23 protein-coding genes and 1 riboswitch are annotated in these 19,785 nt (G+C 72.9%); of the genes, 12 read left to right on the top strand and 11 right to left on the bottom strand.

Going from position 1 to position 19,785, the window contains the following annotated elements; translation table 11 throughout:
• Positions 1–62: 62 nt before the first annotated feature.
• The 6 genes from ACIQFX_RS22465 (at position 63) to ACIQFX_RS22490 (ending at position 5,423) form a co-directional block, all read left to right on the top strand.
• Positions 63–1,310 (top strand): MurT ligase domain-containing protein, encoded by a 1,248-nt coding sequence (locus ACIQFX_RS22465; RefSeq protein WP_402466110.1) that lies wholly within the window; start codon positions 63–65, stop codon positions 1,308–1,310.
• Positions 1,311–1,329: 19 nt separating this feature from the next.
• On the top strand, positions 1,330–2,058 hold the full coding sequence (locus ACIQFX_RS22470; RefSeq protein ID WP_402466113.1) for a type 1 glutamine amidotransferase: 729 nt from the start codon (positions 1,330–1,332) through the stop codon (positions 2,056–2,058).
• 181 nt (positions 2,059–2,239) lie between these two features.
• Complete coding sequence (locus ACIQFX_RS22475) at positions 2,240–2,728, top strand: DUF6882 domain-containing protein (RefSeq protein WP_402466115.1); 489 nt, start codon at positions 2,240–2,242, stop codon at positions 2,726–2,728.
• A 229-nt stretch (positions 2,729–2,957) separates the two neighbouring features.
• Positions 2,958–3,983, top strand: coding sequence for a 6-phosphofructokinase (locus ACIQFX_RS22480; protein ID WP_376488169.1), 1,026 nt, complete (start codon positions 2,958–2,960; stop codon positions 3,981–3,983).
• A 102-nt stretch (positions 3,984–4,085) separates the two neighbouring features.
• Positions 4,086–5,030, top strand: a complete 945-nt coding sequence (locus tag ACIQFX_RS22485; protein WP_402466118.1) for a cytochrome c oxidase assembly protein — start codon at positions 4,086–4,088, stop codon at positions 5,028–5,030.
• Between the two features lie 174 nt (positions 5,031–5,204).
• Positions 5,205–5,423, top strand: coding sequence for a hypothetical protein (locus tag ACIQFX_RS22490; RefSeq protein ID WP_402466559.1), 219 nt, complete (start codon positions 5,205–5,207; stop codon positions 5,421–5,423).
• A 35-nt stretch (positions 5,424–5,458) separates the two neighbouring features.
• Here the strand turns inward: ACIQFX_RS22490 and ACIQFX_RS22495 are convergent, their stop codons facing one another.
• A complete protein-coding gene (locus ACIQFX_RS22495; protein ID WP_402466120.1) occupies positions 5,459–6,490 on the bottom strand; it encodes a DUF3048 domain-containing protein in 1,032 nt (343 codons plus the stop codon).
• A 79-nt stretch (positions 6,491–6,569) separates the two neighbouring features.
• On the opposite strand from ACIQFX_RS22495, the gene ACIQFX_RS22500 reads away from it, so the two are divergent.
• Positions 6,570–7,289, top strand: a complete 720-nt coding sequence (locus tag ACIQFX_RS22500; RefSeq protein WP_402466547.1) for a lysophospholipid acyltransferase family protein — start codon at positions 6,570–6,572, stop codon at positions 7,287–7,289.
• Between the two features lie 64 nt (positions 7,290–7,353).
• Positions 7,354–8,391 carry an NAD-dependent epimerase/dehydratase family protein gene (locus tag ACIQFX_RS22505; protein WP_402466123.1) on the top strand — a complete coding sequence of 346 codons (1,038 nt, stop codon included), beginning with the start codon at positions 7,354–7,356 and terminating at the stop codon, positions 8,389–8,391.
• A gap of 68 nt (positions 8,392–8,459) precedes the next feature.
• On the opposite strand, the gene ACIQFX_RS22510 is transcribed toward ACIQFX_RS22505, so the two are convergent.
• From ACIQFX_RS22510 to ACIQFX_RS22545, 8 genes are all read right to left on the bottom strand, one after another.
• On the bottom strand, positions 8,460–10,037 hold the full coding sequence (locus ACIQFX_RS22510) for an alpha/beta hydrolase (RefSeq protein ID WP_402466125.1): 1,578 nt from the start codon (positions 10,035–10,037) through the stop codon (positions 8,460–8,462).
• Between the two features lie 168 nt (positions 10,038–10,205).
• Entirely contained in the window at positions 10,206–10,949 is a 744-nt protein-coding gene (locus ACIQFX_RS22515) for an urease accessory protein UreD (protein WP_402466550.1), read from the bottom strand.
• Complete coding sequence (gene ureG, locus ACIQFX_RS22520; protein ID WP_402466128.1) at positions 10,946–11,623, bottom strand: urease accessory protein UreG; 678 nt, start codon at positions 11,621–11,623, stop codon at positions 10,946–10,948. Before ureG ends, ACIQFX_RS22515 begins: the two co-directional genes overlap by 4 nt.
• Before the next feature lie 26 nt (positions 11,624–11,649).
• Positions 11,650–12,315, bottom strand: a complete 666-nt coding sequence (locus ACIQFX_RS22525; RefSeq protein ID WP_402466131.1) for an urease accessory protein UreF — start codon at positions 12,313–12,315, stop codon at positions 11,650–11,652.
• Positions 12,316–12,324: 9 nt separating this feature from the next.
• Complete coding sequence (locus tag ACIQFX_RS22530; protein WP_402466134.1) at positions 12,325–14,046, bottom strand: urease subunit alpha; 1,722 nt, start codon at positions 14,044–14,046, stop codon at positions 12,325–12,327.
• Positions 14,039–14,380 (bottom strand): urease subunit beta, encoded by a 342-nt coding sequence (locus ACIQFX_RS22535; protein ID WP_402466137.1) that lies wholly within the window; start codon positions 14,378–14,380, stop codon positions 14,039–14,041. The genes ACIQFX_RS22530 and ACIQFX_RS22535 overlap by 8 nt, the downstream gene beginning before the upstream one ends.
• 13 nt (positions 14,381–14,393) lie before the next feature.
• A complete protein-coding gene (locus ACIQFX_RS22540) occupies positions 14,394–14,696 on the bottom strand; it encodes an urease subunit gamma (RefSeq protein WP_352022339.1) in 303 nt (100 codons plus the stop codon).
• A 163-nt stretch (positions 14,697–14,859) separates the two neighbouring features.
• The gene (locus ACIQFX_RS22545) at positions 14,860–15,570 is read right to left on the bottom strand and encodes a TetR/AcrR family transcriptional regulator (RefSeq protein WP_402466142.1); all 711 of its coding nucleotides are present in this window, start codon (positions 15,568–15,570) and stop codon (positions 14,860–14,862) included.
• A gap of 103 nt (positions 15,571–15,673) precedes the next feature.
• On the opposite strand from ACIQFX_RS22545, the gene ACIQFX_RS22550 reads away from it, so the two are divergent.
• The gene (locus ACIQFX_RS22550; protein ID WP_402466145.1) at positions 15,674–16,675 is read left to right on the top strand and encodes an ABC transporter permease; all 1,002 of its coding nucleotides are present in this window, start codon (positions 15,674–15,676) and stop codon (positions 16,673–16,675) included.
• A 101-nt stretch (positions 16,676–16,776) separates the two neighbouring features.
• Here the strand turns inward: ACIQFX_RS22550 and ACIQFX_RS22555 are convergent, their stop codons facing one another.
• Positions 16,777–17,055 (bottom strand): type II toxin-antitoxin system Phd/YefM family antitoxin, encoded by a 279-nt coding sequence (locus ACIQFX_RS22555; protein WP_367821744.1) that lies wholly within the window; start codon positions 17,053–17,055, stop codon positions 16,777–16,779.
• Positions 17,056–17,098: 43 nt separating this feature from the next.
• Between ACIQFX_RS22555 and ACIQFX_RS22560 the strand changes: the two genes are divergently transcribed.
• The 3 genes from ACIQFX_RS22560 to ACIQFX_RS22570 all read left to right on the top strand — a co-directional run bounded on the left by ACIQFX_RS22560 (position 17,099) and on the right by ACIQFX_RS22570 (position 19,051).
• Complete coding sequence (locus ACIQFX_RS22560) at positions 17,099–17,737, top strand: ClpP family protease (protein ID WP_402466149.1); 639 nt, start codon at positions 17,099–17,101, stop codon at positions 17,735–17,737.
• A gap of 7 nt (positions 17,738–17,744) precedes the next feature.
• Positions 17,745–18,050, top strand: a complete 306-nt coding sequence (locus ACIQFX_RS22565; RefSeq protein WP_402466151.1) for a hypothetical protein — start codon at positions 17,745–17,747, stop codon at positions 18,048–18,050.
• A gap of 314 nt (positions 18,051–18,364) precedes the next feature.
• Positions 18,365–18,571, top strand: a riboswitch (cyclic di-AMP (ydaO/yuaA leader).
• A 3-nt stretch (positions 18,572–18,574) separates the two neighbouring features.
• The gene (locus ACIQFX_RS22570; protein WP_402466153.1) at positions 18,575–19,051 is read left to right on the top strand and encodes a C40 family peptidase; all 477 of its coding nucleotides are present in this window, start codon (positions 18,575–18,577) and stop codon (positions 19,049–19,051) included.
• Positions 19,052–19,132: 81 nt separating this feature from the next.
• Here ACIQFX_RS22570 and ACIQFX_RS22575 read toward each other — a convergent pair whose 3' ends face one another.
• Positions 19,133–19,567 (bottom strand): ATP-binding protein, encoded by a 435-nt coding sequence (locus tag ACIQFX_RS22575; RefSeq protein WP_402466156.1) that lies wholly within the window; start codon positions 19,565–19,567, stop codon positions 19,133–19,135.
• Between the last annotated feature and the right edge of the window lie 218 nt (positions 19,568–19,785).

Consider the following 19,785-nt stretch of genomic DNA (forward strand, 5'->3'; position numbering starts at 1 on the left):
TCGGGCTGCTGGCCGGATCTCGATAGGCTGAGCCCGGACCGACGCAAGGAGGAACAAGAACGATGTCAGGACACCCCGGGAATCCAGAGCCGCTGTCGCCGCGCGCCAAGCTGGCCGTGACGGCGGGCAAGGCCGCGGCCGCGGTGTCGCGTGCGGCGGGACGCGGCAGCGGGTCGGTGATCGGCGGCCGGGTGGCGCTGAAGCTCGACCCGGACCTGCTCGGCCGGCTCGCACAGCATCTGGACGTCGTCCTGGTGTCGGCGACGAACGGCAAGACGACCACGACCCGGCTGATCGCGGAGGCCCTGCGGGCCGCCGGACCCGTGGTCTCCAACGCACTCGGCGCCAACATGCCCGCGGGCATCACCTCGGCGCTCGCGGGCGGCTCGGAGTCCAAGTACGGCGTCATCGAGGTCGACGAGAAGTACCTCGCCGGCGTCGCCAGGGACACCACGCCCAAGGTGATCGCGCTGCTCAACCTCTCGCGCGACCAGCTCGACCGCGCCGCCGAGACCCGGATGCTCGCCGAGAAGTGGCGCGAGGGCCTCAACGGCACCAAGGCCGTGGTCGTCGCCAACGCCGACGACCCGCTGATCGTGTGGGCCGCCTCCTCCTCCCCCAACGTGGTGTGGGTCGCCGCCGGCCAGGAGTGGAAGGACGACGCCTGGTCGTGCCCCGCCTGCGGCGGTGTGATGCAGCGCCCGGGCGACGACTGGTTCTGCGGCGAGTGCGGCTTCCGCCGCCCCGCGCCGAGCTGGGCGCTCAGCGGCGACCACGTGCTCGACCCGCACGGTTCGGCCTGGCCGATCCGCCTCCAGCTGCCCGGCCGCGCCAACAAGGCGAACGCCACCACCTCGGCCGCCGTCGCCGCCGTCTTCGGCGTGCCGCCGCAGGTCGCCCTGGAGCGGATGTACCAGGTGCAGGCCGTCGCCGGACGCTACGACGTGGTCTCCTTCCAGGGCCGCGACCTGCGTCTGCTGCTCGCGAAGAACCCGGCGGGCTGGCTCGAAACGTTTTCCCTCATCGACGGGCCGCCCGCCCCGGTGATCCTCTCCGTCAACGCGCGCGGCGCCGACGGCACGGACACCTCGTGGCTGTGGGACGTGGACTACGGCCGGCTCGCCGGCCACCCGATCATGGTGATCGGCGACCGCCGGCTCGACCTGGCGGTCCGGCTGGAGGTCGCGGGCGTCGACTTCCGCGTCTGCGACACGCTGGACGAGGCCGTCACGATGGCCCCGCCCGGGCAGATCGAGCTGATCGCCAACTACACCGCGTTCCAGGACGTCCGCCGCCGCGTCGGCAACTGACCCGAAGAGGACTTGCAGCATGAGTGACAGCAGCCTGCGCCTGGTCTGGGTCTACCCGGACCTGCTCAGCACCTACGGCGACCAGGGCAACGTGCTCGTCGTCCAGCGCCGCGCCGAGCAGCGCGGCCTCAGCGTCGAGCGCGTCGACGTCCGCAGCGACCAGCCCGTCCCGACCTCCGGCGACATCTACCTGATCGGCGGCGGCGAGGACCGTCCGCAGCGGCTCGCGGCCGAGCGGCTGCTCCGGGACGGCGGCCTGTCCCGGGCCGCCTCCAACGGCGCGATCATCTTCTCGGTCTGCGCCGGCTACCAGATCCTGGGGCACGAGTTCATCAACGACGTCGGCGAGCGCCAGCCGGGCCTCGGCCTGCTCGACGTCACCACGACCCGCGGCGAGGGCGCCCGCTGCGTCGGCGACGTCCTGGCGGACATCGACCCGCGCCTCGGCCTCCCCCAGCTGACCGGTTTCGAGAACCACCAGGGCATCACCCATCTCGGCCCGACGGCCCGGCCGTTCGCCCGGACCGTCTTCGGCAACGGCAACGGCACCGGCGACGGCACCGAGGGCGCGTACAGCGACACCGTCTTCGGTACGTACATGCACGGCCCCGTCATGGCGCGGAACCCGCAGATCGCGGACCTGCTCCTGAAGCTGGCCCTCGACGTGAACGCGCTGCCGCCGACGGACGACCGGTGGTACGAGGCGCTGCGCGCCGAGCGCATCGCGTCGGCCTCCCAGCCCGCCTGAGTCACCCCGGGGGCCTCCCCCGGCCCGTGCGGTCGCCCTTGACCTCGCACGCCGACGGCAGACGCCGGAAGAGCTCAGGACCAGGACGGTCCTGAGCTCTCGGCACGAGGATCGCCCCCTGCAACGCTCGGCCCGAAGGGGATGGGACGATCTTGCCGACGGTTCTACGCGAGGAGGCAAGGTGGGGGACGGCTCGCCGCACGACCATTCCGACTGGGACGAGGTCGTGCTCGCCGCTCGTGAGCGGGCCCGCTCGCGGCAGGCGCTCATGGTCGAGCGCCACGGCCTGTCGGGCGATGTCCAGTACCACTGGTCGCTCGACGACGCGCGGATCACGTGGTCCCGCGGCGGGCGGGTGTTCCTCACGGGACGACTCACGATGATCGGCAGCGTGAGCCTGCCCCAGCAGACCTGGCTGTGGGCCTGGGCCAATGGATCACTGCCGTCCGCAGCCCTGGGCGGCATCGAGCAGGTGCGCCGTTTCGGAGAGGCGAACGGCTTTCCGGTGCTGCCGTGGCCGGGCTTCGAGTACGACCCCGAACTCGTCGCCGAAGCACGAATGGTCGCGGCCTCCGTGCTCGACGCGGAGGGCCTGTGGGCGGATTCCACGGACGACACGCAGCTGCACTTCGCGATCCACGACCTGAAGCAGGTCACGGAAGCGCCGTGACGGCGGTCCCGACGCGACGACCGCCTCCTGATCGCACGTGGGCGGTCCCGGCTGCGGCGGGCCGGAAGGGGACGCAACCGCACGGGCCTCCCGGCCCCTCGTACGAAGGTACGTTGTCCACTGTGCGGACATCCGGTTCGGTCCCGCCACCCCGCGGCGATAGGGTGGCGGGGATCCAGCCGGACGACGGGGTCCGGGAGTCGGCCCACGTTGCAAAGGTTTTTGGGCTATGCGCATTGGCGTGCTCACCTCCGGCGGAGACTGCCCCGGTCTGAACGCTGTCATCCGTTCCGTCGTGCACCGCGCCGTCGTCGACCACGGCGACGAGGTCATCGGCTTCCACGACGGGTGGAGGGGCCTCCTGGAGTGCGACTACCGGAAGCTCGACCTCGACGCGGTCGGCGGCATCCTGGCCCGGGGCGGCACCATCCTCGGTTCCTCGCGGGTCCAGCCCGCGCACCTGGTCGGCGGTGTCGAGCGGGCCAAGGGCCACGTCGCCGACCTGGGGCTCGACGCGATCATCCCGATCGGCGGCGAGGGCACGCTGAAGGCGGCGAACCTGCTCTCCGAGGCCGGTCTCCCGATCGTCGGCGTCCCGAAGACGATCGACAACGACATCGCCTCCACCGACGTCACGTTCGGCTTCGACACCGCCGTCACCGTGGCCACCGAGGCCCTCGACCGGCTGAAGACCACCGCCGAGTCGCACCAGCGGGTCCTCGTCGTCGAGGTCATGGGCCGTCACACCGGCTGGATAGCGCTGCACTCCGGCATGGCCGCCGGTGCGCACGCCGTGGTCGTCCCGGAGCGCCCCTTCGACATCGACGAGCTGACCGCCCGCGTCGGCGAGCGCTTCGAGGCCGGCAAGCGGTTCGCGATCGTGGTCGTCGCCGAGGGCGCGAAGCCGGCCGAGGGCTCGATGGACTTCAAGACCGCCGGCACCGACATCTACGGCCACGAGCGCTTCACCGGCATCGCCAACCAGCTCTCCGTGGAGCTGGAGCGGCGCCTCGGCAAGGAGGCCCGGCCGGTCATCCTGGGCCACGTCCAGCGCGGCGGCACCCCCACCGCGTACGACCGCGTCCTCGCGACCCGCTTCGGCTGGCACGCGGTCGAGGCGGCGCACCGCGGCGAGTTCGGCATGCTGACCGCGCTGCGCGGCACCGAGATCACGATGGTCCCGCTGGCGCAGGCCGTGGAGACCCTCAAGACGGTCCCGGCCGACCGCTACGCCGAGGCGGAGTGCGTGCTCTGACGGCTCCCGTGCGTGACATCCGCCCCCGGTCGAGGTCCCGACCGGGGGCGGTTCTAGTCTGGTGCGGACAACAAGCGCGAATCGGGCTCCAGGAGTGTACGGATGGATCACAGCGGGCACGGCATGACCACGGATCTGCCGCCGTTCACGCTGGGCCGGGGACTGGAGTTCTCTCCCGACCTCTTCTTCCTGATCGGCTGCCTCACGGCACTCGGTCTGTACGGGTGGGGCGTGGTGCGGCTGCGGCGGCGCGGGGACGCCTGGCCGGTGAGCCGGACGGTGTTCTTCACCGTCGGCGTGCTGTCCGTCGCCCTGATGATGTGCACCAAGCTCAACGACTACGGCATGGTCATGTTCAGCGTGCACATGGTGCAGCACATGGTGATCTCCATGCTGTCGCCGATCCTGCTGCTGCTCGGCGCGCCGGTGACGCTCGCGCTGCGGGCGCTCCCGGTGGCCGGCCGGGGCTCGCTCGGGCCGCGCGAGCTGCTCCTGAAGCTGCTGCACAGCCGGTACATGAAGGTGATCACGCACCCGGCGTTCACGATCTCGATGTTCATCGCGAGCCTCTACGGGCTGTACTTCTCGCCGCTCTTCGACTTCCTGATGGGCTCGAAGGCGGGGCACATCGGGATGATGGTGCACTTCCTGATGGTGGGCCTGGTGTTCTTCTGGCCGATCATGGGCGTCGACCCGGGCCCGCACCGGCCGGGGTACGTGATGCGGATGCTGGAGCTGTTCGCGGGCATGCCGTTCCACGCCTTCTTCGGCATCGCGATGATGATGGCGAGCCAGCCGCTGGTGGACGCGTACCGGAACCCGCCGGCCTCGCTCGGGATCGACGCGCTCGCCGACCAGAACGCGGCGGGCGGCATCGCCTGGGCGTTCAGCGAGATCCCGTCGGTGATCGTCCTGATCGCGCTGGTCTACCAGTGGTACCACTCCGAGCAGCGGCAGGCGATCCGCAAGGACCGGGCCGCCGACCGCGACGGGGACAAGGAGCTGGAGGCGTACAACGCGTACCTGGCCTCGCTCCGGAGTCGCTGACCGCTTCGCCGCCTCCCCGCGGACCGTTTCCGGGTCCGGTGCCGTCCACGGCGCCGGACCCGTTTCGCATACCGGCGCACGCCGGAGCGTCCGGGGAGTAGCGCGCGCCCCTCTCCCGGGGTCACGATGGCAGGAACGGCTTCCACGGCCCCTGGTCGGGAGGAGGGCGGACGCGTGTCCGGTCCCACGAAGACGATGACGGTGCTCACCTGCGCCGCGCTGGTGCTCACGACGGCCTACACGGTGGCGCTCGGCAGCAGCGGCTGGCTCTGGTTCGGCCTGGTGCTGCTGATCGTGGCCACGATCGGCATGGCCGCGGCGGACAGTTCGGAACCTCCCGCCCCCGCGCCGCGCCCCCGCCCACCGGGGCGCCCCGGCCCGACGCGGCCCTGAACGCCGCCGGGCGGCTCCGACCCGCCGGACGGGCCTCAGGCGCGCGGTGCGAGGACCACCCAGACCTGGCCGGGGGCGAAGGCGAGCGGCGCTCCGGCCGGGGTCGTGAAGGTGGTGCCGGAGGAGGCCGCGGGGCGGGACCAGCGGGCCTCGTGGGCGCGGCCGTCGCGCAGGACGAGCGCGGTGCCGCTGCCGACGGTCTCGCTGTACGGGGAGACCGAGCCGAACCGGTCGTGGAACCGGGACGGCCGGATGGTGACGCGCTGGACGACCACCGTGGCGGGCCCGAGGGGTCCCGTGTCGGTGGCGCGGGCCTCGCGGCCGTCCATGGCCACCCGCCAGGCGCGGTCGGCGGCGGACCAGGTGAAGGTGTAGCGCGCCGCCGGGAAGCGGACGGTCGAGGTCTCGACCGGGGTGCCGCCGACCGGCGCGGGCCCGAAGCGGAAGCCGATGTCCCGGGCGTCGTCGGCGCCGGGCGCGGTGGCGAGCGCGCGGGCGGGGCGCAGGTAGAGGTTGTGCGGGGCGGGCCGGTCGGGCGAGCGCCGGAAGGCCCTCGGCGCGGTGGTCTCCGTGACGAGGTCGAGGGGCGCGGCCCGCAGCAGGGGGGTCAGGGCGGACTGCGCGCCGGAGTAGGCGAGGACGGGCCGCCCGAAGTCGCCGAGCAGCGCGATGTCGGACTCGCGGGCGCTGCGGACCGGCCCGGTGAGCTCGGGGAGGTGGGAGGAGTAGACGGCCAGGAGGCGGGTGACCCCGCCCTCGACCTGTTCGACGTAGACGAGGTCGGCCTCGCCGAGCCCGGTGTGGGGGCGGGCCGCGGGCACGTTGTCGAGCTTCACGGCCAGGACGGGGGCGGGGCGCGCGGGCAGCCCGGTGAACGGCGACCGGCCGGTGGACGCCGGTGGCGGGGTGGTGGGCGCCGCGGACGTGGTGGCGGGCGCGGGCGTCGGCACGGGGCTCGGCTCCGGCGGGCCCGAGTCGGAGCAGCCGTACAGCCCGGCCGCCGTCACCGCGCACAACAGCGCCGTGAGGACGCGGCCGGGGCGCCTGGCTCCGCGCTCGCCCGTCATGTGACGCTCCCCCACCAGTGGACCACGGGGCCGCGCACGGATACAACGGGGCGTGACGGACGACGAACGGGGGTCGCGGGTGTTCTACCACCTGATGAAGCACGTACTGCTCGGACCGCTCCTGAGGCTGCTGTTCAGGCCGCGGATCGAGGGGCTCGAACACGTCCCGGAGGAGGGCGCGGCGATCGTCGCGGGCAACCACCTCTCCTTCTCCGACCACTTCCTGATGCCGGCGGTGCTCGACCGCCGGATCACCTTCCTCGCCAAGCAGGAGTACTTCACCGGTCCCGGTCTCAAGGGGCGGCTGACGGCCGCGTTCTTCCGGGCCGCCGGGCAGATCCCGGTGGACCGCTCCGGGAAGGAGGCCGGGCAGGCGGCGATCCGCGAGGGGCTCGGCGTGCTGGCGAAGGGCGAGCTGCTCGGCATCTACCCGGAGGGGACCCGCTCGCACGACGGGCGCCTCTACAAGGGCAAGGTGGGGGTGGCCGTGATGGCGCTGACCGCGGGGGTGCCGGTGGTGCCGTGCGCGATGGTCGGCACGTTCGAGATCCAGCCGCCGGGGAAGGTCGTGCCGAGGATCCGCCGCGTCACCATCCGGTTCGGCGCGCCGCTGGACTTCTCCCGGTTCGCGGGTTCGGCGGACGAGCGGGCCGTGGTGCGCGCGGTGACCGACGAGATCATGTACGAGATCCTGCGGCTGTCCGGGCAGGAGTACGTCGACGACTACGCGGCGGTGGTCAAGGCCGCGGAGGCGGCGGACGGCGGAGCCCCGCGGAAGTTCCCGCGCCGGGAACGCTGAGGGCGGATCCGCGCACGGCGCAATCGCCCGGTCCGCCCGTCCCGGCTCCTCTAGCGTCGCGGTCATGACCAAGGGAAACGCGTTCGTGCTGGGTGCGTCGGGGCAGGTGGGGCGGGCGGCCGTACGGGCCCTCGCCGCGGACGGCTGGGAGGTGACGGCCGCCTCGCGGGGCGGCGGCAGGGACGGGCGGTGGCCCGACGGGGTCCGTACGGTGCGGCTCGACCGCACCGAGGAGGGGGCGCTCGCGGCGGCGCTCGGCGACGGCTGCGACGTGCTCGTCGACATCGTCGCCTACGACGGCGCGCACGGGCGGCAGTTGACCGGGCTCGCCGACCGGATCGGTTCGGCGGTCGTGGTGTCGAGCGGCGCGGTCTACGAGGACGGCGAGGGCCGCAGCTTCGACACCCAGGACCGGCCGGACGGCTTCCCCGCCTTCCCGGTGCCGGTCGCGGAGGACTGGCGGACGGTCGCGCCCGGCGACTCCACGTACAGCACGCGGAAGGTGGCGCTGGAGCGGGAGCTGCTCGCGGCGGGCGACGCGCTGCCGACGACGCTGCTGCGGGCCGGTGCGATCCACGGGCCGTACTGCCCCGGTCCGCGCGAGCTGTGGTTCGTGAAGCGGGCGCTCGACGGGCGTCCGGTCCGTCCGCTCGCGTACGGCGGTGCGTCGCGGTTCCACCCGGCGCACGTGGACAACCTCGCGGAGCTCGTCCGGCTCTCGGCGGCGCGGCCGGGCAGCCGGGTCCTGAACGGCGCCGACCCCGAGGCGCCGACGGTGGCGGAGATCGGGGCCGCGATCGACGCGGTCCTGGGGGTGGAGAGCGAGACGGTGCCGATCGAGGGGCCGCCGGAGGGGGTCGTGGGGCTCACCCCGTGGACGGCGGAGCACCCGGTCGTCTACGACATGGCGGCGGCCGGACGGGAGTTGGGGTACCGGCCGGTGGTGTCGTACGCGGCGTCGCTGCCGGAGACGGTGGCGTGGCTCACCGGGCACCTGGCGGACCGTGACTGGCGGGAGGCGTTCCCCGGCCTCGCGAAGTACGGGGTGGACTTCTTCGACTACGCGGCGGAGGACGCCTGGATGGCCTCCTCGGCGCGGTAGCCGGGACGACGGCAGGAGGGGCGGGCCGTCGGACGGCCCGCCCCTCCCTCAGGTCGCTGTGCCGGGTGCTACGGCTGCGGAGTGGCGTGCGGGGCGCACGTCTGGTCCGTGGCGTCGAGCTTGCCGGTCAGCAGGTAGTCCTCGACCTTGGGGTTGAGGCACGGGTTCACGAGGCTGGTGATGCCGTGCGAGCCGGCGTCCTTCTCCGTGATCAGGCGCGAGCCCTTGAAGCGCTTGTGCAGCTCGACGGCGCCCTCGTACGGGGTGGCGGCGTCACGCTCGGACTGGGTGATGAGCACGGGCGGCAGGCCCTTGTTGGTCTTCACCACGACCGGGCGCCGGCTCGGGACGGACCAGGTCGCGCAGGGCAGGTTCATCCACGCGTTGGACCAGGTCATGAAGGGGTACTGCTCGTGGAGGCGGGAGTTGTCCCGGTCCCACTTCTTCCAGCTGGTCGGCCAGGGGGCGTCGGCGCACTCGACCGCGGTGTAGACGGCGTTGCCGTTCTCCGCGGAGATGTTGCCGGCGGTGTCCGTGAGGTCCGCGGCGGCGTTGTCGATCAGCGGCTGCGGGTCGCCCGCGGCGTACGCGCTCCAGGCCTCGGCCACGGGGGCCCACATGGAGTCGTAGTACGGGGCGTTCTGGAAGAAGCCGATGAGCTCGGCCGGGCCGACCTTGCCGCCGAGGGGCGCCTTCTTGGCGTCGGCGCGCAGGGTGTTCCACTGCGCGCGGACCTCTTCGAGGGTGTCTCCGAGGTGGTAGGTGGCGTCGTGCTGGGCGACCCAGGTCATCCAGTCGGTGAGCCGGCCCTCGAAGGCGATGTCCTGGCCGAGGTTGGCCTCGTACCAGATGGAACGGGTCGAGGGGTTCACGACGCTGTCCAGGACCATGCGGCGGACGTGCGTCGGGAACAGGGTGCCGTAGACCGCGCCGAGGTAGGTGCCGTACGAGACGCCGACGAAGTTCAGCTTCTTCTCGCCGAGCGCGGCGCGGACGACGTCGAGGTCGCGGGCCGTGTTGGGCGTGGTCATGAAGGGCAGCATGTCGCCGCTCTTCTCGGCGCAGCCCTTGGCGTACTCGGCGGCGAGCTTGCGCTGCGCCTGCTTGTCGGCCTCGCTGTCCGGGACCGGGTCGGGCTTGGGGCCCTTGACGAACTCGGTCGGGTCGACGCAGGAGATGGGGGCCGAGTGGCCGACGCCGCGCGGGTCGAAGCCCACGAAGTCGTAGGCCTTGGCGGCGCCCGCCCAGATCTTGTTCTTGGTGGTGACCCGGCGCGGGAAGCGCATGCCGGAGCCGCCGGGGCCGCCCGGGTTGTAGAGCAGGGCGCCCTGGCGCTCGGCGGGGGTGCCGGTGGCGTTGATGCGGTCGACCGCGATCTTGATCTTCTTGCCGTTGGGCTTGGCGTAGTCGACCGGGACGGTGACCCAGCCGCACTGGATCGGCTTCTCCAGGCCCCAGTCGGCGGGGCAGTCCTGCCAGTCGATGCCCGCCTGGGCGGCGCGCGCGGCGGCGACGGCGACGCCGATCGACTCCGCGTCACGCAGGTGCCGGCTGTCGGCGTTCGCCACCGGCGCGGCGATGGCGCCGGCGACCAGCGTGCCGGCTATCAGCGTGCCGGCCGAGCCGAGCATGGCTGTACGTCTCAATGGTCCTCCCCCAGGGTGGGCGCCGCCCCCGTGGCGGCGCCGCGTATCGGGTTGTCCGGGGGATCCTTTCGTCCCTGGGGCACACGATGAAAGAGCGAACGTGTGTTTCTTTGCCGAACCAATAACCGGAGAGGTGTGTACCGCTGAGCGGTGACCTGTCGGAGCCGGTCAGAAGGGGGCGAGCTCGGCCAGGGCCGCGTCGAGGACCCCGCGGAGCGCGAGGGCGTCCGGGGCGACGGCCGTCACGAGGGCGGCGGGCCCGGAGAGCGGGGCGACGACGGCGTGTTCCCCGATCGACCGGGACTCCACCGGCTTCGCGGTGAACGCGGGCTCGACGACGAGTAGTTGGCCGACGGCCCGGTGGCCGCCGAGGACCGCGCCGCCGTCCCAGCCGCCGGGCGCGCCCGGGCCGAAGGCCAGCTCCTGGTCGAGCAGCGGGCGGCCGGCCCGGCGGACGGTGAGCCGGGTGACGAGGGTGCCGGGCGGTTCGCCGTGCCGGCCGAGGATCTGCTCCTCGCGCAGCACGAGCCGGGCCGTGGGGGCGAGTTCGACCGTGGTCCGCATCCGCAGATCCGAGCCGTGCACGGAGACCAGCTGCTCGGGCAGCCAGCGCAGCACACCCTCCTCGCCGACGGAGATCCGGACGTCGTACGCGGCCGGCTCGCTGCTCCGGCCCGGCAGGGCGAGGGTGGCGGCGGCCGCGTCGACCAGGAGCCGGGCCCCGTCGCGCACTTCGGTCTCGATCGCGAGCCGGTCGCCGCCGAGCGGAGCGCTCATCGCCCCGACGACGGTGACCCGGGTGTACGGTCCCGCCGCCCGGGTGCGGCGCAGGGCGAGGGGCCCGTCGCTCACCAGGAGCGGCAGCCCTCCGTCGGCGGTGGCGGCGATCCGCGCGGTGGCGCTCAGGCTCACGCGGTCCATGCCCCGAGTCGGGCCCGGACCCAGTCGGCGACGGGGCCGACGCCGTTCTCGGCGCGCAGCGAGGTGAAGGCGACGGGCAGTTCGCCGCGCTGCTCCTCGGCGTCACGGGCCATCCGCGCCAGGTCGGAACCGACATGAGGGGCGAGGTCGGTCTTGTTGATCACGAGGAGGTCGGCGGTGGTGACGCCGGGACCGCCCTTGCGCGGGATGTCGTCGCCGCCGGCCACGTCGATGACGAAGATCTGGGCGTCGACGAGCCCCTTGGAGAAGGTGGCGGTGAGGTTGTCGCCTCCGGACTCGACGAGGATCAGGTCGAGCGGGCCGACGGCGTCCTCCAGCTCCTCGACGGCTTCGAGGTTGGCGGAGATGTCGTCGCGGATCGCCGTGTGCGGGCAGGCGCCGGTCTCCACCGCCCGGATCCGCTCGGGCGGCAGGACGGCGTTGCGGAGCAGGAACTCGGCGTCCTCGCGGGTGTAGATGTCGTTGGTGACGACGGCGAGGGAGAACGTGTCGCGCAGCACCCGGCAGAGCGCGGCGACGGTCGCGGTCTTGCCGGAGCCGACGGGTCCGCCGAGCCCGATGCGCAGGGCGCGGCGGGTGCCGTCGGGGCGGTGGGCGTCGGCGGAGACGGCGCCGTGGTGGGTGTGGCCGTGGTCGAGGTGCATGGAGCGGCTCCGTGGGGTCGGGCTGGTCAGGACGCGAAGAGGCGGACGGGCCAGGCCGCGTGCTGTTCGGCGGTGAGGTCGAGGAGGGGCGCGGAGGCGGCGGGCAGCGCGTCGACGCCCTGCCGGGCCGCGGCGACCGCGCGCCCGGCGACCTCGTCCATCTCGGGCGCGAGGCGGGCCAGGACGGCGGTGGCCTGGTAGGGGTCGAGGCCGAGGAGGCGCACGACGGCGGTCGCGGGACCGCCGACCGTCTCGTACGCGACGCAGTGCGCGGCGTCCTCGGGGCCGATTCCGGCGGCCCTGGCGGTGGCGCCGAGGACGACGGGCTGGTGCGCGCCGCGCGGGAAGGCGGCGGCCAGCGCGTCGAGTTCGGGACTCGGCCAGGTCGCACGGGCGGCCCGCATGAGCTGGCGGCCGAGCCTGCGGGCGGCGGCACGGAGGGCGGGCGAGGGGGTGCGGGCATCGGCGGCAGCGTCGAGCTCGTGCGGGTCGAGGCCGTGCGCCGCCCCGGCGGCGAGGGCGGCGGAGGTGAGGCCCGTGGTGTGCAGCCGGCCGCGGCAGAACGCCTCCAGGCCGGCGGCGTCCGTGACGCGGCCGGCCCGGACGGCGGCCTCGGCCCCGCCGGAGTGGGCGTGCCCGCCGGCGGGGAACCGCCCGTCGGCGAGCACGAGGAGGGCCGATCGTGACGTCATGGGAGCCCCTCAGAAGAGGAAGTAACGCTGGGCCATGGGCAGTTCGGCGGCGGGGGCGGGTTCGACCGGCTCTCCGTCGATGGTCACCGAGAAGGTGTCGGCGTCGACCTCGACCCGGGGCAGGGCGTCGTTCTCGCGCATGTCCGCCTTGGTGATCCGCCGGGTGGAGCCGATGGCGGTGAACTCCTTGTGCAGCCCGAGCTTCCGGGGCAGGTCGTCCTCGATCGCCGCCTGCGCGACGAAGTTGACCGATCCGGCCGCGGCGGCGCGGCCGAGGGCGCCGAACATCGGGCGGGGCAGCACCGGCTGGGGCGTCGGGATGGAGGCGTTGGCATCGCCCATCTGCGCGTACGCGATCTGACCGCCCTTGACGACGACGAGCGGCTTCACCCCGAAGAAGGCCGGCTCCCACAGGACCAGGTCGGCGAGCTTGCCGGGCTCGACCGAGCCGATGAGGTGGTCCATGCCCTGGGCGACGGCCGGGTTGATCGTGTACTTGGCGACGTAGCGGCGGGCCCGGTGGTTGTCGGCACGGCCGTCGCCGGGCAGCGCGCCGCGCCGCTTCTTCATGACGTGGGCGGTCTGCCAGGTGCGCAGGACCACCTCGCCGATCCGGCCCATGGCCTGGGAGTCGGAGGAGATGATCGAGATGGCTCCCAGGTCGTGGAGGATGTCCTCGGCGGCGATGGTCGAGGGCCGGATGCGGGACTCCGCGAAGGCGAGGTCCTCGGGGACGGCCGGGTTGAGGTGGTGGCAGACCATCAGCATGTCGAGGTGTTCCTCGATGGTGTTGACGGTGTGCGGCCGGGTCGGGTTGGTCGAGCTGGGCAGCACGTACGGCTCGCCGACGACGGAGATGATGTCCGGGGCGTGCCCTCCGCCGGCGCCCTCCGTGTGGTACGCGTGGACGGTGCGGCCGGCGATGGCGGCGAGGGTGTCCCCGACGAATCCGGCTTCGTTCAGGGTGTCGGTGTGGATGGCGAGCTGGGCGCCGGTCTCCTCGCAGACGCCCAGGCAGGCGTCGATGACGGCGGGCGTGGCACCCCAGTCCTCGTGGATCTTGAAACCGAGCGCGCCGCCGCGCAGTTGGGAGTGCATCGCCTCCCGGGACATCGTGTTGCCCTTGCCGAGCAGGCCGATGTTGACGGGGAAGGTGTCCAGGGCCTCGAACATCCGGGCCATGTGCCAGGGGCCCGGCGTGATCGTGGTCGCCTTGGTGCCCTCGGCCGGTCCGGTACCGCCGCCGACGAGGGTGGTGACGCCGGTGGCGAGGGCCTGCTCGACGACGGTCGGCGAGATGAAGTGGACGTGGGCGTCGACGGCGCCCGCGGTCACGATCCGGCCGTTGCCGACGATGACCTCGGTCTCGGGGCCGATCACGAGGTCGGGGTGGACGCCGTCCATGGTGTCGGGGTTGCCGGCCTTGCCCAGCGCGGTGATCCGGCCGTCCCGGATCCCGATGTCGGCCTTGACGACGCCCCAGTGGTCGATCACCACGGCTCCGGTGATCACCGTGTCGGGGGCTCCCTCGGCGCGGGTGGTCCGCGCCTGGCCCATCGACTCGCGGACGACCTTGCCGCCGCCGAAGACGGCCTCCTCGCCGGCGCGCCCCGGGCCGCCGCAGCGGTCCTCCTCGATCTCGACGAGGAGGTCGGTGTCGGCGAGGCGGATGCGGTCGCCGGTCGTGGGGCCGAACAGGTCGGCGTACACGGCACGGTGGAGGTCAGGCACGGTCGCCGTCCTTGTGCTCGTCGGTGGCGTCGAGGGGGCCCGCGGTCTCGCCGCGCAGGCCGGGTACGACCCGGCGGCCCGCCAGGGGGACGAGCTCGACCTCGACGGGGATGCCGGGCTCGAAGCGGACGGCGGTCCCGGCCGCGATGTGCAGGCGCCGCCCGTGCGCGGCGGCGCGGTCGAACGCGAGGCCGGGGTTGACCTCGGCGAAGTGGTAGTGGGAGCCGACCTGGACGGGGCGGTCGGCGGCGTTGAGCACGGTGAGGCGGGTGACGGGGCGGCCCTCGTTGAGGGTGACGGGGCCGTCCCCGTACAGGATCTCTCCGGGGATCATCTGCGGCCGCCCGTCAGACGATGGGGTCGTGGACGGTGACGAGCTTGGTGCCGTCCGGGAAGGTGGCCTCGACCTGGACGTCGTGGATCATCTCCGGGATGCCCTCCATGACCTCGTCGCGGGTGAGCACCTTGCGCCCGGAGGCCATCAGCTCCGCGACGGTCCGCCCGTCCCTGGCGCCTTCCAGGATGTGGGAGGTCAGCAGCGCGACGGCTTCGGGGTGGTTGAGGCGGACCCCGCGGGCCCTGCGTTTCTCGGCCACGTCGGCCGCCACATGGATGAGCAGGCGCTCCTGCTCGTGCGGGCTCAGTTGCACTCTTCCACCTCACAGTCGTCGACCGGGACGGAACCCGGACAGCTGCGGACCCTACCGACCGTCAACACCCTGTTGAACTGAGGAGATGCGGTGAGCGGCCGGAGATTGCACGTTAGGGCGGAAGTTTTTCCGGCTCGTTAACTGCGCCTTTGCATTTACATGATCATCCGACCGGATCGACACCGCGGGACGCGCCCGCCGCCGAGGGCGCGGTCGGGGTCGGCGTCGCGTCCACGCCCGAGGGCGCGGCCGGGATCGCGTCCGACGGCACGGACATCGACATCAGCCCGCGCAGGCCGTCCTCCAGGACCTCGACGGCCACGTCGCCGAAGAGCGCCTGCTGGGCGATGAAGCCCTGCGCGGTGGCGATGAGGGTGCGGGCCACGTGGTCGGCGGGGACATCGGCGTGGAGGAGACCGCTCTCGCGGTAGGCGTTCACCAGCGCGGTCCAGGCGGCCCGCATGCCGTCGTAGCCGTCCGCGAGGGTCTCGGCCAGCTGCTCGTTGCGCAGGGTCTCCGTCCACACCTGGATGATCAGGCGCGCGAAGGCCTGCCGGTCTGCGCCCTTGATCCGCTCTTCCAGGAAGAGGCGGAGCACCGCGCCGAGGAGGACGTCGGGCGTGGGCGGCGGGGTGGCACGGGAGGCCTCCTCGAAGGCGCCGCGGATCGCCGTGAAGGCCTCGGTCGCGATGGCCGCGATCAGCTCCTCCTTGCCGCGGAAGTAGCGGTAGACCGCGCCGGCGGACAGGCCGACCTCGGCGAGCACGTCCTGCATGGACGTGGCGTGGAAGCCGGTGCGGGCGAAGCAGCGCGCGGCGCCGTCGAGGATCTGCCGCCGCCGGGCGTCGAGGTGTTCCTGGGAGACACGTGCCATGCCCCGAAATCTAAAACGAATATTCATTCTTGACAACCGTCGAGGGGCGGCGCACAGTGACCGACGCAAAACGAACGATCCTTCTCTTTGAATCGAGGCAGCGATGCCCACCGCCACCACCCCCTCGCCCTCAGCAGGGCGCAAGACCCTCGCGGTGCTCCTCCTCATACCGGTCGTGGCCGCCCTCGCCCTGTGGGTCTTCGCCTGGCCGGCCGCCCGGATCGCCCCCCGCGACCTGCCGATCGGCGTGGCCGGACCCGCCACCGCGGCCGACGCCGTGGAACGCGGCCTCGACCGGCACGAAGGGGCCTTCGAGATCCACCGCTACGCCGACGAGGCCGCCGCCCGGTCCGCCGTCGAGGCCCGCGACGTATACGGCGCCGTGGTCGTCACCCCCGGCGGTACGCGGCTCCTGACCGCGTCCGCGGGGAGCCCCGTCGTCGCCGGGCTGCTGCGCGAGGCGGTGGCCGCGCAGGCACCGGCGGGGTCGCCGGTCCAGGTCACGGACGTGGTGGCGGCACCGGCGGGCGACCCCCGTGGCGCCGCCTTCGGCGCGAGCCTGCTGCCCCTCGCCCTCGTCGGGGCGGCCACCGGGGCCGCCACCGTCCTGCTCGGGCTGCGCGGGTCCAGGGCCGTCGCCACGCTGGTCGGTGCCGCGGCGCTCGCCGGGATCGTGGGCGCGGCGCTCGCCGACAGCTGGCTCGGCGTGCTGGCCGGCGCCTGGTGGGCCGAGGCCGGGGTCCTCGGCCTGACCGTCCTGGCGATCGGCGCGACCTTCGCGGGGCTCGCCACCCTGCTCGGCAAGCCCGGCTTCGGCCTGTCGGCCGTGCTGACGATCCTGCTCGGCAACGCCTTCTCGGGCATGTCGAGCGCGCCGGAGATGCTGCCCGCCGGCATCGGCGCCCTCGGCCAGTGGCTGCCGCCGGGCGCCGGCGGCTCGGCACTCCGCTCGGTGTCCGCCTTCGACGGGGCGGCGGCCGGCGGGCCGCTCCTCGTCCTCTCCCTCTGGACTGCGGCGGGCCTGACCGCGACCCTGCTCGGCGCCCGCCGGAGCGGGGCGACGGCAACCCCGACGCCCGCACCCGCTCCGGCACTCGCGGGCTGAGCCCCTCCCCCGGAAGGACCGCGTGCCCCCGACCGTGACGGTCGGGGGCACGCGGTCCTTCGCGGCTTCCGCTCAGGAAGCGCCCGGGTCCACGGCGCCGTTCAGGAAGCGCCCGGGTCGCGGTGGTGGGCGGCGATGCCGAAGCGGCGCTGTTCGCCGGGAGCGGAGTCGACCGCGTGGAGCCCGGAGACCGAACTGACCACCTGCTCGTCGGCGGGCTTCTCCGCGGCCTCGAGTTCCTCCAGGTCAGCGGCGGAGACGAGGGCGACGAGCGGCTTCCCGTGGCGGGTGACGACGACGCGCTCACCGCCGTACACGACGCGGTTGATGAGGTCGGCGAGCTCGGCCCGGGCTTGCGTCACCGGGATCTCGTAGGTCATGCTCCACATCTTACGGTCTGTACGTCCTGTACATTTTTTACAGATGGAGGTGCCCGCCATGGACGCGCGCTACGTCCTGCCCGAGTTCACGGAGCGGACCGGCTTCGGAACCCGCACCCTCGACCCGTACTCCAAGCTGCTCGAATCCCGGATCGTCTTCCTCGGCACGCCGATCGACGAGACCTCGTCCAACGACGTCATCGCCCAACTGCTGCACCTCGACTACGCGATGCCGGGACGGGACGTCTCGCTGTACATCAACTCCCCCGGCGGCTCGATCAGCTCCATGACCGCGATCTACGACACGATGCGGACGCTCTCCTGCGACGTGGAGACGACCTGTCTCGGGCAGGCCGGCTTCACCGCCGCCGTCCTGCTCGCCGCCGGCACCCCGGGCAAGCGCATGATGCTGCCGGGCGCCCGGGTCACGCTCGAACAGCCCACCCTGGACGAGCCGCTGCGAGGGCAGCCGAGCGACCTCGACCTCCAGGCGCGTGAACTGCTCCGACTGCGGGGCGTGGTGGCCGGCATCCTCACCGAACACACCGGCCGGAGCCGGGAGCGGATCGACGCCGACATCGACCGCCTCACGGTCCTGGACGCCCCGGCGGCGGTCGCGTACGGCCTGGTCGACCACGTGCTCACCAGCCGGCGGGGCTCCGCCGGCGGCGCGGCGCGGTGAGCCGGCCATGGTTCCCGAACTGCCGCCCCTGCCCGCCCTGACGCGGGCCGAGGGCGAGTTCGTCGACGCGTACCTCGAAGTCGTCGACCTCCTGGGGAAGATCAATCCATCCAGGGGATCGCATACTTATGGGGCACTCCGTGCGGCACAAGCCCTGGTCGGACGCGCCGAGGCACTGCGCGAGGCCCTGACACTCATGCACATGCGGGGCGAGAGCGAGGTGCACTCCGACACATTGGCGCGCGCCCTGCGGGTGTTGGACGGCGAGCGCCGCGCCGACCGGGTCACCGTCCCCCGCACCCGCGCGAGTTGACATTCCGGCGTGTCGTGTCGAGGTCCGGTCGGCCGACACGCGCCGCAGATTCCCTCCCCCGTTCGGCGTAGTCGATGAGTCGACACAGCACGCGGGCAAGTTGCGCAACAGGTGTACGCATTTGGCGGAATCGAACGCTCCATCGCAGGTGCGGGGCTCGTTGGCCAAACCTCCGAAGATCACAAAGGCTCCCTGTCCACCTGAATGGATCAGTCGTGAGGAGCCTCACATATCGCCGTTTCAGCTCGGTTTTCGCCCATGTCGTGAGTCAAGATCCCTGACGACGACAAGCCCCCGCCACCGCGGCGGGGCGGTCCGGGCGGACGCCGAGTCCTGCCGCTGTCCCGGACGTCTGGTCGACAGGATTGGATCGGCAGGAGTGGAGGACCCGATTTTTACGGGACGAACGCGCTGTTCCGGCAGCGAGGCCGTTCCTTGGGGTGAAGCCGCAACCGCGGCCGGGCATCTTCGCCAGCCCGAACCCGACAGGTCATCCTTCGCAGGCGGCTGACGAAGGGTTGCGCATGACTGCGCAGATGCACGTCCCGTCCCTGCTGTCCCGGGCCGGAGCCGTCTCGGCTCTCACCCTCGCCGCCGTCGGCGGCACGCTGCTCGCACCAGGAGCGGCGCCGGAGGCCCAGGCAGCCACCGCACACGCGAACACGGCACTGAGCGTCGCCGCCTCGAAGAAGGGATCGCCGTACCGGTACGGAGCCAGCGGACCCACCCGGTTCGACTGCTCCGGTCTGACGCTCTACGCGTACAAGAAGGCGGGCAAGTGGCTGCCTCGCACCGCGCAGCAGCAGTACAACAACACCCGGCACATCTCCGCGTCCAGCAGACAACAGGGGGACCTGGTCTTCTTCCACTCCGGTGGAAGGGTCTACCACGTGGGGATCTACGCCGGCGGCGGCAAGATCTGGCACTCGCCCAAGACGGGGTCCTGGGTGAAGCTCGACAGGATCTGGTCGTCGAAGGTCTACTACGGCCGCGTCCGCTGACGGCCCCCGGCCACTGAGCCGGACCCGCGGACCGCGAAGAGGAGCGGGGTGGCGCCGCCCCGCTCCTCCTCCCCCGGTCCGCTAGATCGCCACCCGGGCGGCCGTCCACGGGAGCGTGATCGCGACCGTCTTGCCGCCCTCCTCGGTCGGCGTGACGGACAGGCGGCCACCGGCCTCGGCCGCGAGCGAGCGGATGATGACGAGGCCGCGGCCGTTGTCCTGCTGGACCGCGGCCGGAAGGCGGCGGGGCCGGCGGGGATGGCTGTCGGTCACGCCGACGTGGAGGACCTCCTCGCGCACCAGCCGTACGTCGACGGTGAACGTCGGCGACTGGCCGAAGGTGTGGAGGACCGCGTTGGTGGCCAGCTCCGAGACGATCAGACGGATCGCGTCGGCGGTCTCGCCGTCGTCGTCGAGGCCCCAGCCGGCGAGCACCTCCGCGACGTAGCGCCGGGCCGTGGGGACCGAGGCGGGTTCGCTCGGCAGAGTGACGGATGCTTCCTGGTGATCTGCCATGGCGACGCTGTCCCTTTCCCGCCGGGAGCACTGCCCCGGATTGCGCTTCGCGTCAGAGTGCCACCGATCGTGCCGCCCCGGGCGGGGTTCCACCAAGATATGTCCCCATCTGTCGCCCGAAGCGGTGAACTCTGCGGCCCGTGAACGCGCTGGGGGTGTGGTTGGGGGGGGGGGGGGGGGGGCGGGCCCCCCCCCCCCCCCCCCCCCCCCCCCCCCCC

The sequence above is a fragment of the Streptomyces sp. NPDC093089 genome (assembly GCF_044754405.1).
Classification (GTDB): domain Bacteria; phylum Actinomycetota; class Actinomycetes; order Streptomycetales; family Streptomycetaceae; genus Streptomyces.